The following is a 14,402-nucleotide window of genomic DNA, read 5'->3' as shown; positions in this document are numbered from 1 at the left end:
GAGTGTGGGCTTCGAATACTCACGAGTCAGGAGTCGTGGACGCGAACTCCCGTGATTGATGCCAGGTGGTGAAGGTGTCAGGCATTCGCGATGGCATATACGCAGACACGTTCACCGTGCCCGGCAACGTGCCCTATGCGCCAGTGGAGAAGTGTTATTCGGCCTCCGATTGCCACATAAGGAGAGTCTGGTGCGGGCTGCACTCAGTCGGCTACTGTCGGGCCAGGCGCGAGGCCACGGGTATCGCGTTCGAACCGACCATGTGCCACCCATCCGCAGGCTGATTCGGTCTTCTCGGAGTACCGCACCCTCGGTCCTCCGTATCGATCCCTGCGACTGCGCGGGGCCCGTATAAAAGGGGGATAAGAATCAGCTAGCCGCGACGCGGGGTCGGCGCTTGCGGGTATACCGCCTCGGCTGACGTATGAGGAACACGAGGGCTCTTCCTGTGCCCGAACCGGAGTCGCTGTTCTCGTGAACGGCTTATGTCGTTCTCCGGCTACCAACTGATGGGTCGCGAACTCCGACCGTCGCGAAATGAGATCCCGGCCGACGTCTCGTGGAGGCGGCCGGGGGTACCTCTTCCCTGCACCCTCACGGCCATTACCGCGCCGGTCCTCTTTCTTGGTCCCGGCCACCTCGGCGCCCATGCTCCGGCTCCGGCTCCGAGGCAGGGCGTGCCGCTCCGGGGCAACGTCGCCACGGTGCGAGGGGCGCTCGGCCGGGTCGCTCCCCTGTCTCCCGGGCCTGTGCAGGCCCTTCCTTGCTGGTCTCTACCCGCTTCGACCGCCTTCGGCGCGTGCGGTCGGCGAGCTGGTTTCTGCCCCTATTAATTCAGTGTTTCAAAGCGGTCTGCGCGAGGGCCGAATCTTGACGGGGTCCGTATGGCCGGATCGCGACGAAGGGTTGGCGTGTTGTTGATGCACGGGTGACGCCGCAATTCCATCCCCGCGGGCGCGAAGCCACCCCTGTGCGACGGGGCAGAAGGCGCTGCGCGATAGGGCATGAGCTGCTTGGCGACAGGGTATCTCGGGCGGGTTCGTTCCTCTCTGGGGCGCGTCTATAGCCGGGTAAATTTTGGAAGTCCGTACGGTAAAGCGTGCGCGATGACGCGCCTCTGACCCGCGCCTTCACATGCCCTATGAGTGTTTTCCGCCGACGACAGACCGAAAATAGGCCGCAGTTGACAATTTCTGGATAGCTGGCTTTGACTTGCGATCGTTGTCGCGGCCAGGTGGCCGAGAAAGCATCGAGCCGATTCAGGCCAACCATGCGTGTATCCCGTTCCAGTGGATTACTGACGAAGGCAGAGGCTGCCATGCGCTTATCTGAAGGGGTGTACACCGGCACTGTCGCCGTCATCGGGGCCGCGCCCGCGGCACCGATGCGGGCGGAGCGCGACCACGGTGTACTGGCCGAGCTGACCGGTATGACGCTGCCCGCGGACCGGACGGTGGAACTGGAGTCGGCGTGGGCGGCCTGCGAGGACGCGGGCATCGGCGCGGACGAGCGGGCAGGCGTCGGCGTCTATGTGGGCGCCGACACCGCCGGCACGGACCCGGCGGGCGAGTTGGCACGCGTGCTCGGCTTCCACGGCCCCTGCCGGACCGGACAAGACCCGCTGACCGAAGCCGTGGCCGCCGTACGTTCCGGTGCGTGCGACCTGGCGCTGGTCGGGGCCGACGGCACCTTCGCCGTGCTCACGCGCTCGGACAGCACACGGACCGCGACCTTTGCCTACCTGCTCGACGCCGACCACGCATGGTCCGACGGCGTGCCCGCATTGGTCGAGGCCGCGTTGGGATCGGGCCGGCCCCGGCCCGGCCGCGACGCGGCGGACGGCCCCGCCGTCCCGATCACCTTGTCGGCGCACAGCGACGACGCGCTGCGGGCGCGAGCCGCCGACCTGCACGCGCTGATCGAAGCCGAACCGGCCCTGCCGCTCGTGGACATCGGCTTCTCCCTCGCCACCACCCGGCCCGCTCTCGCCCGGCGCACCGCGCTGGTCGGCGGGGACCGCACGCGGCTCGCCGAAAAACTGCTCGCCCTCAGCGAGGGACGAATACCCGTGCCGGGGCTCGCGGCCGGGAGGCCGGTGCGGGCCGCGGCGGACGACATCGCCCTGGTGTTCCCGGGCCACGGCCCGCAGTGGCTGGGCATGGCCGACGAACTCCTCGCCACGTCGCCGGTGTTCGCCGAGCAACTGCAGGCATGCGCCGATGCCTTGACGCCGTACGTCGACTGGCCCGTCCTCGACGTGCTGCGCGGCACGGCGGACACACCCTCCCTCGACCGGCCGGACGTGGGACAGCCCGCGCTCTGGGCGATGATGGTGTCCCTGTCCGCGCTGTGGCGCTCCTGGGGTGTGCGGCCCGGCGCCGTGATCGGCTCCAGCGTCGGCGAGATACCGGCCGCGACGGTCGCGGGCGCGCTGTCCGTCGAGGACGGCGCACGGGCCGTGGCCCTGTTCAGCCAAGCGCAGGTACATCTGCTCGAACACGGCGTGATGCTCTCCGTCCTCGCGTCGGCCGACGACGTGCGCGAGCGGCTCACCCGGTACGAGGATCTCGACCTGGCCGCCGTACACGCCCCCGCCTCGGTCCTGGTCTCCGGCACCGAGGAGGCGGCCACCGAACTCCTCGCCGAACTGGCCGCCGACGGCGTCAGGGCCAGGAGCATCGCGATCCGTCTCGCCGCGCACGGCCGTCAGGTCGATTCCGTGCTCGACATGCTGCGCGCCGACCTCGCCCCGATCACCCCCCGCCCGACGGACGTGCCGATCTACACGGCCACCACGGGCGCCAGGGTCGACCCGCTCACGCTCACCGCGGACCACTGGTGCCGCAATCTGCGCGGCACCGCGGACTTCGAGCGCGCCACGCGCGCCGTCCTGGCCGCCGGGCACCACCTGTTCCTCGAATCGAGCCCGCACCCGGTCCTCACCAGGGCCGTCCAGGAAACCGCCGAGGAAGCCGCCGTGGAGGCCGCCGTCGTCGGCACGCTGCGCAGGGAGCGGGGCGGCGCCGACCAGATGACCGCCGCGCTCGCCGAACTGCACGCGCACGGCGTGCTCCCCGACTGGAACGCGGTGTTCGAGGGCCGGGACGCGCGAGCGGTGCCGCTGCCCGCCTACCCGCTGCACGCGGCGCCCGCCGCCGCCCCCGCCCCGTCCTTCGCCGACCGCGTCGCGGCTGCCCCCGACCGCGCCGCGTTCCTCCTCGACCTGGTCCGCGCGCAGGTGGCCGCCACCGTCGCAGACGCCTCCAGGGAGCCCGAGCCCGCCGACGCGGACGCGCCGCTCCTCGAGCTGGGCGTCGACTCGGCGGGCGCGGTGACCCTGCGCAACCTGCTCAACGCGGCCACCGGACTGAACCTGCGGGTGTCGACGGTGTTCGACAACCCGACGTGCCGCGGCCTCGCCCGGCACATCGACCGCGTGCTGCTCGGCACCCCGGATGACGACGACGAGCCGCTCATCCCGGCAGCCGTCGGCGACGACGAGCCGATCGCGATCGTGGCGATGAGCTGCCGCCTGCCCGGCGGCGTACGCAGCCCCGAGGACCTGTGGGAGCTGCTGTCCACCGGCGGCGACGGCGTCACCCCGTTCCCCACCGACCGGGGCTGGGACCTGGACGGCCGCTACGACGAGGACGCCGAGCGGGCGGGCGGCTACTACCAGCGCGAGGCCGGATTCCTGCACGACGCCCCGCAGTTCGACCCCGAGTTCTTCGGGATATCGCCGCGCGAGGCAGTGGCGATGGACCCGCAGCAGCGGCTGCTCCTGGAGATCGGCTGGGAGGCCATCGAGCGCGCCGGCATCGCACCGGCGACGCTCAGGGGCAGCCAGGCGGGCGTGTTCGTGGGCGCGATGACGATGGACTACGGGCCGCGGCTTCACGAGGCCCCCGCGGATCTTGAGGGCTATCTGCTCACCGGCAACACCGCGAGCGTCGCCTCCGGCAGGCTCTCCTACTCGTTCGGGTTCAACGGTCCCGCCGTCACCCTCGACACGGCGTGCTCCTCGTCCCTGGCCGCCCTGCACCTGGCCGTGCAGTCGCTGCGGCGGGGGGAGTGCCCCCTCGCCCTGGCGGGCGGCGTCACGGTCATGCCGTCGCCGGGCATGTTCATGGAGTTCAGCAGGCAGCGCGCGCTCGCCCCCGACGGGCGCTGCAAGGCGTTCTCGGCGAGCGCCGACGGGTTCGGCCTCGCCGAGGGCGCCACCATGGTGCTCCTGGAGCGGCTGTCCGACGCGCGCCGCAACGGCCACCCCGTACTCGCGCTGATCAAGGGCACCGCGATCAACCAGGACGGCGCGTCCAACGGACTCACCGCCCCCAGCGGCCCCGCGCAGCGCAGGGTCATCCGGCAGGCGCTCGCCGACGCGGGTGTCCCGGCCGCCGAGGTCGACGCCGTCGAGGCGCACGGCACCGGTACCCGGCTCGGCGACCCGATCGAGGCGGACGCGATCCTCGCCACCTACGGCCGCGAGCACCCCGCCGAGAGGCCGCTGCTGCTCGGCTCGGTGAAGTCCAACATCGGCCACACCCAGGCGGCTTCCGGCGTCGCGGGCCTGATCAAGATGGTCCTCGCGCTGCGGCACGGCGTACTGCCCCAGAGCCTGCACATCACCGAGCCCACCCCGCACGTGGACTGGACGTCGGGCGCCGTGTCGCTCGTCACCGAGACCATGCCGTGGCCCGATGTCGAGCGGCCCAGGCGGGCCGGTGTGTCCTCGTTCGGCATCAGCGGCACCAACGCCCACGCGGTGCTGGAACAGGCACCCGACGACACCCCGACCGACCCGCGGCCGGCGTCCGGACCCGCCCCCCTGGTGCTGTCCGCGCGCACGTGGGACGCCCTGCGCGCCCACGCCGCCCGACTCGCCCCCGCGGCAGAGGCGCTGGCGCCGGCCGACGTGGCGCATGCCCTGCTCTCCCGAGCGGTGTTCGATCACCGGGCCGTGGTGGTGGCGGGTGGTGCGGACGCGTTGTCGGCGGTGGCTCGTGGGACGGAGGCCGCTCGTGTGGCGATCGGCGTCGCGCGGTCTGTGGGCAAGGTGGCGTTTGTTTTCCCGGGTCAGGGTTCGCAGTGGCTGGGCATGGGTGCGGAGTTGGCGGAGTCCTCGCCCGTGTTCCGCGCCTCGCTCGATGCGTGTGCCGATGCGTTGGCTCCGTACGTGGATTGGTCGTTGCACGAGGTGCTGGGTGATGCGGCCCAGCTGGAGCGGGTCGATGTGGTGCAGCCCGCGCTGTTCGCGGTGATGGTGTCGCTGGCCGCGCTGTGGCGTTCGTACGGTGTCGAGCCGGACGCGGTGGTGGGCCACAGCCAGGGGGAGATCGCCGCCGCGCACGTCGCGGGAGCGTTGTCCCTGGATGATGCCGCCAAGGTGGTGGCGTTGCGCAGCAAGGCGATTCTGGCGCTGTCGGGTCAGGGCGGGATGGTGTCGCTTGCGGTGACGGTGGAGGCCGCGCGTGAGCGGATCGCGCGGTGGGAGGGGCGGATTTCGCTCGCCGCCGTGAATGGTCCGCGCTCGGTGGTGGTGGCGGGTGACGCCGACGCCTTGGACGAGTTGATGGAGTCCTGTGCGGCCGATGAGGTGCGCGCCCGGCGGGTGCCGGTGGATTACGCTTCGCACTCGCCGCACGTCGAGCGTATCCAGGAGGCGTTGGCGGACGTCCTCGCCGGGGTCGAGCCCCGGCAGGCGAGTGTGCCGATACTGTCCACGGTCACGGGGGAGTGGCTGACCGGGACCGAGGTCGGAGCAGAGTACTGGTATCAGAACCTGCGCAACACCGTCCGGTTCGAGGAGGTCACGCGCGGCCTGCTCGACCAGGGGTTCGGCGCGTTCGTCGAATGCAGCCCGCACCCCGTCCTCACCTTCGGGATCCGCGAGACGCTGGACGCGACCGGCGGCGACGCCGTGGTCGTGGGCACGCTGCGCCGCACCGACGGCGGACTCGACCGGTTCCTGCTGTCCGCCGCCGAGGCGTACGTCGAGGGCCTGCCGTTCGACTGGCGTGCCGTGGTGCCCGCCGGGCAGCACGTCGACCTGCCCACCTACCCCTTCCAGCGCAGGCGGTTCTGGCTCGAGGAGACGGCCCGCCCGTCCGCGGCCGGCGACCCCACCCTGGAGGAATTCTGGTCCTCGGTGGAGCGCGGCGACCTCGCCACAACCCTGGACGTGCCCGCCGACGCGCCGCTCACCGACGTACTGGCCGGCCTGGCCGACTGGCGCCGCCGCAGTCAGGAGCGCTCCACCCTCGACGCGTGGCGCTACCGCGTCACCTGGAACCCGCTCGCCACCGCCACGACCCCTGCCCTGAGCGGCACCTGGCTCGTGATCGGCTCCCCGTCCGAGGCCGAGCACCCGTGGCGGTCGGCGGCCGTCGACGCGCTGCGCGCCCATGGAGCCGACGTCCTGGAGACCGACGGCTCCGCCGATTCGCTGCGCGCCCTGGACGTCGTACCCAGCGGCGTGCTCTCTCTCCTGGCCCTCGACGAACGGCCCGACCCTGCGGCGCCGACCGTCCCGAACGGCCTTTCCGGCACGCTGGAGCTGGTACGGGCGCTCGGTGACGCCGGGATCGGCGCGCCGCTGTGGCTGGCCACGACCGGCGCGGTGTCCGTCGGGCGGTCCGACCCGCTGACCCACCCGACGCAGAGCCAGACATGGGGCCTCGGCCTCGCCGTCGGCCTCGAGCACCCGGACCGCTGGGGCGGCATCGTCGACCTGCCCGCAACCCCCGACGCCAGGACCGCGACACGGCTCGCCGCAACCCTGGCCGGGCAGGCGGACGAGGACCAACTGGCTGTCCGGGCCTCCGGAGTGTCCGTGCGACGCCTCACTCCGGCACCCGCACCGGCTGCGACAGCCGCCTGGCGCGCCCGGGGCACCGTACTGATCACCGGTGGCACCGGCGCCATCGGCGGCCACGTGGCCCGCTGGCTCGCGGGCAACGGAGCCGAGCACATCGTCCTGACCAGCCGCAGCGGCGCGAACGCCCCCGGCGCACAGGAGCTGGAGGCCGAGCTGACCGGGCTCGGCGTCAAGGCCACCGTCGCCGCCTGCGACGCCGCCGACCGTGCCGCCCTCGCCGACCTGTTCGCCCGGCTCGACGCCGACGGCACCCCGGTCCGCTCGGTCTTCCACGCCGCGGGCACCGTCCCGTCCCTGCCGCTGGCCGACACGGACACCTCGGACCTCGCGTACGCCCTGGCGGCCAAGGCCGTCGGCGCGGCGCACCTCGACGAGCTGTGCGCCGGACGCGAGTTGGACGCGTTCGTGCTGTTCTCCTCCGGCTCCGCGGTGTGGGGCAGCGGTGAACTCGGCGCGTACGGCGCCGCGAACGCCTTCCTCGACGGCCTCGCACAGCGCCGCCGTACCGAAGGACTGCCCGCCACCTCGGTCTCCTGGGGCATGTGGGCGGGCGGCGGCATGGTGACCGGCGACCTCGACGACCAGCTGCGCCGCCGGGGCCTGCGGCCCATGCGGCCCGAGCTCGCCGTCGGCGCGCTCGCCACCGCCCTCGCGACGGGCGAGACGACCGTGACGGTCGCGGACATCGACTGGGCCCGCTTCGCCCCCGGCTTCACGGCGGCCCGCTCGCGCCCGCTGATCAGCGAGATACCCGACGTCGTCGCCCTCGCCGCACAGGACGCGGTGGAACAGCCGGCCTCCGGCGGCGCGCTCGCCGACCGGCTGACCGGGCTCGCCGACGCCGACCAGTACCGGCTCCTGCTCGACCTGGTCCGCGGCCACGCGGCGACGGTGCTGGGCCACGAAGGACCCGGCACCGTCACGCCGGACCGCGCCTTCCGCGAGCTGGGCTTCGACTCCCTCACCGCCATCGAGCTCCGCAAGCGCCTCAACACCGCGACGGGCGTACGGCTGCCCGCGACGGTCGTCTTCGACCACCCGACGCCGGATGCTCTCGCCCGCCACCTGCACACCGTGGTCCTCGGCGAGCGGCATACCGCGGCGCCCGCCCAGAGCGCGCCGCGCACCGCCGACGAGCCCATCGCCGTGGTCGCCATGAGCTGCCGCTACCCCGGCGGCGTACGCGGCCCCGAGGACCTGTGGTCCCTCGTCCTCGAAGGACGCGACGCCATCGGACCCTTCCCCGACGACCGGGGCTGGGACACCGACCGGCTCTACCCGGCCGACGCCGAGGGCCAGGGCCGCAGCCGGACCCTGGAAGGCGCCTTCGTCGACGACGCGGGCGGCTTCGACGCGGGCTTCTTCGGCATCGCCCCGCGCGAGGCCCTGGCGATGGACCCCCAGCAGCGGCAGGTACTCGAACTGGCCTGGGAGGCCTTCGAGCGTGCCGGCATCGACCCGACCTCCGTACGCGACAGCCTCACCGGTGTGTACGTCGGCGCCTCCCCGCAGAGCTACGCAGGCACCCTGGAGCAGGCGAGCCCCGAGATGGACGGCTACCGGCTCACCGGCGACGCGCTGAGCGTCGTGTCCGGCCGGATCGCCTACGCCCTCGGCCTGCGCGGGCCCGCCGTCACCGTGGACACCGCCTGCTCGTCCTCCCTGGTCGCCCTGCACCTCGCCGTGCAGGCTCTGCGGTCGGGGGAGTGCTCGATGGCCCTGGCGGGCGGCACGGCGATCATGGTGACGCCGACGCCCTTCGCCGAGTTCAGCCTCCAGGGCGGCCTTGCCCCCGACGGCCGGTGCAAGCCCTTCGCCGACGCCGCCGACGGCGTCGGCTGGGGCGAGGGTGCGGGCCTGATCCTCCTGGAACGGCTCTCCGACGCACAGGCCAACGGCCACCAGGTCCTCGCCGTCGTCCGCGGTTCGGCCACCAACCAGGACGGTGCGTCGAACGGTCTGTCGGCGCCGAGCGGGCCCGCGCAGCAGCGCGTCATCCGCGCGGCACTCGCGAACGCCGGCCTGACCCCCGCGGACGTCGACGCCGTCGAGGGCCACGGCACAGGCACCCGGCTCGGCGACCCCATCGAGGCGCAGGCGCTGCTCGCCACCTACGGCCAGGACCGCCCCGCCGAGCGGCCGTTGCTCCTCGGCGCGCTGAAGTCCAACATCGGCCACACCCAGGCCGCCTCCGGCATCGCGGGCGTCATCAAGATGGTGCAGGCGATGCGGCACGGCGTACTGCCCCGCACCCTGCACCTCGACCGCCCGTCCGAGCACGTCGACTGGACGACGGGCGCCGTGGAACTCCTTCCCGAACAGCGGCCGTGGCCCGAGGCGGGCCGCCCGAGGCGCGCCGCCGTCTCCGCGTTCGGCGTCAGCGGCACCAACGGCCACGTCATCCTCGAGCAGGCCGCACCCGCCCCCGTGGCCCCCGCCCCGGCCGACGACCCCGACGGCCGCCCCCTGGCGTGGACGCTGTCGGCCCGCGACACCACCGCGCTGCGCGAACAGGCCGCCCGCCTCGCCGCCACCGTGGACGCGAGGCCCGAACTGTCACCGCTCGACATCGCCGCGACCCTCGCCACCGGGCGGGCCGCCCTGGACCACCGCGCGGTCGTCCTGGGCACCGGCACACCCGACCTGCGCGCCGGACTCCAGGCACTGGCCGAGGGCGCGGACGCCCCGGGCGTGGTGCGCGGCACCCCCGACGGCGGCCGGCTCGCCGTGCTGTTCTCCGGCCAGGGCTCCCAGCGCGTGGGCATGGGCCGCGAACTGTACGAGACGCGGCCCGCGTTCGCCGACGCGCTCGACGAGGTGTTCGCCCACCTCGACCCGCACCTGGACGTGCCGCTGCGCGACATCGTCTTCGGTGACGACCAAAGTGCCCTCGACCGCACGGAGTACGCCCAGCCCGCCCTGTTCGCCGTCGAGGTCGCGCTCTACCGGCTGTGGGAGACCTTCGGCCTCCGGCCCGACGCGCTCGCGGGCCACTCGATCGGTGAACTGGCCGCCGCGCACGTGGCGGGCGTCTTCTCCCTCGCCGACGCCTGCACGATCGTCGCCGCGCGTGGCGCGCTCATGCAGGCGCTGCCCGAAGGCGGCGTCATGGTCGCCGTGCAGGCCACCGAGGACGAGATCACGCCGGAGTGCTCCGAGAACGTCGGCATCGCCGCCATCAACGGCCCCAACTCACTCGTCCTGTCCGGCAGCGAACTCGAAGTGCTCGCGCTGGCCGACCGCCTCAAGGCGCAGGGCCGCAAGGTCAGCAGACTGCGGGTCAGCCACGCCTTCCACTCCCCGCTGATGGAACCGATGCTCGACGCGTTCCGCCGCGTCGTGGCCGGCACGACCGCCCACCCGCCCACGCTGCCGATCATCTCCACCCTGACCGGTCAACCGGTCGGCGCCGAGGAACTGACCTCGCCCGAGCACTGGGTGCAGCACGTGCGCAGGCCCGTACGGTTCGCCGACGGCGTGACGTCGCTCGCCGCCATGGGCGTGACGACGATGGTGGAGGCCGGACCCGGCGGCGTGCTCAGCGCGACGGGCCAGGACAGCGCCCCCGAAGCCGCGTTCGTCCCCACGCTGCGCTCCGAGCGGCCCGAGCCGGAGTCGCTGGCCCTCGCCGCCGCACTCCTGCACGTCCGCGGCGCACGCCTGGACCCGGCGGCCCTGTCCGGCGGCCGGGGCACCCGCGTGGAGCTGCCCACCTACGCCTTCCAGCACGAGCGGTACTGGCTGACCGCGGCCGTCGCCCCCACCGGCGACAGGGCGACGGCGGCCCTCGGTCTGGCCACGGGCGACCACCCGCTGCTGCGCGCGGCCGTCGCCCTGCCCGACTCCGACGGCGTCGTCTTCACCGGCAGGCTCTCCACGAGCACCCAGCCGTGGCTCGCCGACCACGGCGTCGGCGACCGGGTGCTCTTCCCCGGCACCGGCTTCCTCGACCTCGCCCTGCACGCCGCGGACCACTGCGGGCTGGACACCGTCGAGGAACTGACCCTGCACGCCCCGCTGGTCCTGCCCGAGCGCGGCGGACGTGCCCTGCGGGTGACCGTCGGAGCGGAGGAGGACGGCAGGCGCGGCGTCCGGGTGCACTCGCGGGCCGAGGACGCCGACCGGGACGCGCCGTGGACCGAGCACGCGACCGGCACGGTCACGGCGGGCGACGCGCAGCCCGCCGGACTCACGGTGTGGCCGCCCCGGGGTGCGACTCCGATGGACGTCGACGACGTCTACGACCGCCTCACCGCGCTCGGCTACGACTACGGACCGGTCTTCCGCGCCCTGCGCGCCGCGTGGCGCCTCGACGGCGACGTGTACGTCGAGGTGGGCCTGGCCGACGACAGCGGCGAGGAGGGCTTCGCCCTGCACCCCGCCCTGCTCGACGCCGCGCTGCACGCACCCGTGCTGCGCGCCCTCGACGAGACCGGCGGCGGCCCCCGGCTGCCGTTCAGCTTCACGGGGGTGCGGCTGCACGCCCACGGGGCGTCGACGCTACGGGTGCGCTGGTCGCCCGAAGGGCAGGGACAGGACGCGATGTCGCTGGCCGTCGCCGACATGGTCGGCCGGCCCGTGGCGACCGTCGATTCGCTGGTCATGCGCCCGACGGAACTGCGCGCGGCCCCCTCCACGAGCACCGACGCCCTGCTGCGCTTGGAGTGGACGCCCGCCGAGGGAACAGCCGAGGCGACAGCGGGCGATACGGCCGGACTCGCCGTGCTCGCCACGGACGGGGACAGCGGCGACGGCTTCCCTGGCGGCCTGCGCGTCGACGCGCCGACCGTGTCGGGCCCCGAGGCCCTCGACGGCGTCACCGACCTGCTCGTCCCGTGCCCGCCGACCTCCGCGAAGGACGACGGCCAGGCCGCCAGGCAGATGGTGTCCCGGGCCCTGGCACACCTCAAGGACTGGCTCGCCGACGAGCGGACCACCGACACCCGCCTGGTGTTCGTGACCCGCGGCGCGGTCGACACCGAGGCGCCCGACCCGGCGCAGGCCGCCGTATGGGGACTGGTGCGCTCGGCACAGACCGAGAACCCCGGCCGCTTCACACTGCTCGACCTCGACGACGCCGGGGAGCCCGCCGCCGCCGTACGCGCCGCGCTGGCCTCCGGCGAACCCCAGACCACCGTCAGGGCGGGCCAGGTGCGAGTGCCCCGGCTCGTCCGCACCACCGACGACGACGCGCTCACCCCGCCCGCCGACGGGCCGTGGCGGCTGGACATCAAGCAGCGCGGCTCCCTCGACGGCCTCGCCCTGGTGCCGCACCCCGACGCCGCCGCGCCCCTCGCGCCCGGTGAGGTGCGCATCGCCGTACGCGCCGCGGGCCTCAACTTCCGCGACGTGCTGATCGCCCTCGGCTCCTACCCCGGCGAGGCCGACATGGGCAGCGAGGTCGCCGGCGTGGTGACCGAGATCGGCACGGGGGTCACCGACCTGGCGGTGGGCGACCGCGTCCTCGGCATGGTCACCAAGGGCTTCGGGCCGCTCGCCGTCACCGACCGCAGGCTGGTCGCCCCGATGCCCGCCGGATGGTCCTTCGCCCGCGGCGCGTCCGTGCCGCTGGTCTTCCTCACCGCCTACTACGCCCTGCACGACCTGGCCGGCCTGCGCCGGGGCGAGTCCGTGCTCGTCCACGCCGCGGCCGGCGGCGTCGGCATGGCGGCCGTACAGCTCGCGCGCCACTGGGGCGCCGAGGTGTTCGCCACGGCGAGCCCCGCCAAGTGGGACACCGTAAGGGCGACGGGCGTACCCGAATCCCACCTGGCGTCCTCGCGCGACACCGGCTTCGCGGCGCGGTTCACCGCCGGGACCGGCGGCCGCGGCGTGGACGTGGTGCTGAACTCCCTGGTACGTGAGTTCGTCGACGCCTCACTCGAACTGCTGCCTGGGGGCGGACGGTTCATCGAACTGGGCAAGGCCGACGTGCGCGACACCGGCACACTGCCGCCCGGCGTCGAGTACGCCACGTTCGACCTGACGCAGCCGGGACCCGACCGCTTCCAGGAGATGCTGGTCGAGGTGCTCGCCCTGTTCGAGGCAGGCGCCCTCAGCCCCCTGCCGGTGCGCGCCTGGGACGTCCGCCGTGCACCCGAGGCGTTCCGCCACCTCAGCCAGGCCCGCCACGTCGGCAAGGTCGTGCTCACCGTGCCCGCGCCCCTCGACCCGGCCCGGCCCGTCCTGGTGACCGGCGGCCTCGGCACGCTCGGCGCCCTGGTGGCCCGGCATCTGGTCGCCGAGCACGGCATACGCAACCTCGTACTCGCGGGACGCAAGGGACCGGCGACCGAGGGCGCGGCGGCGCTCCGCGACGAACTGGAGACACTGGGCGCCCACGTGTCCGTGGCGGCGTGCGACGTGGCAGACCGCGACTCGGTGGCCGCGCTGCTCGCTTCCCTCGACCAGCCGCTTGGCGCGGTCGTGCACACGGCGGGCATCGTCGACGACGGCGTACTGGAGTCGCTGACCCCCGACCGCGTCGTCCGCGTGTTCGCCCCGAAGGTCGACGGCCTCCTGCACCTGGACGAACTGACCCGGGACGCCGACCTCTCCGCGTTCGTGGTGTTCTCCTCGGCGGCCGGCGTCCTCGGCAGCGCCGGACAGGCGAGCTACGCGGCCGCCAACGCGACGCTCGACGCCCTCGTGCACCGCCGCCACACCCTGGGCCTGCCCGGCGTCTCCCTCGCGTGGGGCATGTGGGCCGCCGCGAGCGGCATGACCGCCGCACTCGACGCCGGCGACCGGGCCCGCCTCGGCCGTTCCGGCATCCTCGAACTGCCCACCGACGACGCCCTCGCCCTGTTCGACGCCGCGGCCAGGGACAGCCGCCCCGAGCTCGTACCGGTCCTGCTCGACACCGCCGCACTGCGCGGCCAGGCGGCCGACGGCACACTGCCCCCGATGCTGCGGAACCTGGTCCGCGCCCCCGCCCGCCGCGCCGCCGCGGCAAGCGCCGCCACCGCCGGGTCGTTCACCGAGACCGTCGCACGCCAGTCCGCCGAGGACCGTGAACAGACGGTCCTCGACCTGGTCAGCGCACAGGTCGCAGCCGTACTCGGCCACACGACCGGCGCCCGGATCGAGCCCGGCCGCGCCCTGCAGGACCTCGGCTTCGACTCGCTGACCTCGGTGGAACTGCGCAACCGGCTCACCAACGCGACCGGCATGCGGCTGCCGTCGACCCTCGTGTTCGACCACCCCTCGGTCGCCGCGATCAGCCGGCACATGCTCACGCTGCTCCCGCGCACCGAACCCGATCCCGACACCGGCGTACTCGACCAGCTCGACCACCTGGAGAACGCGCTGCTCGCCCTCGCCGACGACGGCACCGCCACCAAGGTGGACCTGCGGCTGCGGGCCCTGCTCGCCAGGTGGAGCGACGCACGGGCCGACGACGCCGAGGAGGACGTCGAGTCCGACGACCTCGCGTCGGCCACCGACGACGAACTCTTCGGCTACCTCGACAACGAACTCGAGGCCTCGTGACCGGGCCGGACCGCAACGATCTCCCCCGCACCGC

The 14,402-nt window shown here is 73.7% G+C and carries 1 protein-coding gene; it reads left to right on the top strand.

Annotation, left to right across the window (positions count from 1 at the left end; translation table 11 throughout):
* Nucleotides 1–1,318 precede the first annotated feature (1,318 nt).
* Complete coding sequence (locus tag IE226_RS44475; protein ID WP_229871851.1) at nt 1,319–14,368, top strand: type I polyketide synthase; 13,050 nt, start codon at nt 1,319–1,321, stop codon at nt 14,366–14,368.
* Nucleotides 14,369–14,402: the final 34 nt, after the last annotated feature.

The sequence above is a fragment of the Streptomyces longisporoflavus genome, from assembly GCF_014649775.1.
In the GTDB taxonomy this organism is placed as follows: domain Bacteria; phylum Actinomycetota; class Actinomycetes; order Streptomycetales; family Streptomycetaceae; genus Streptomyces; species Streptomyces longisporoflavus.
This window is presented reverse-complemented; position numbering and strand designations above follow the sequence as displayed.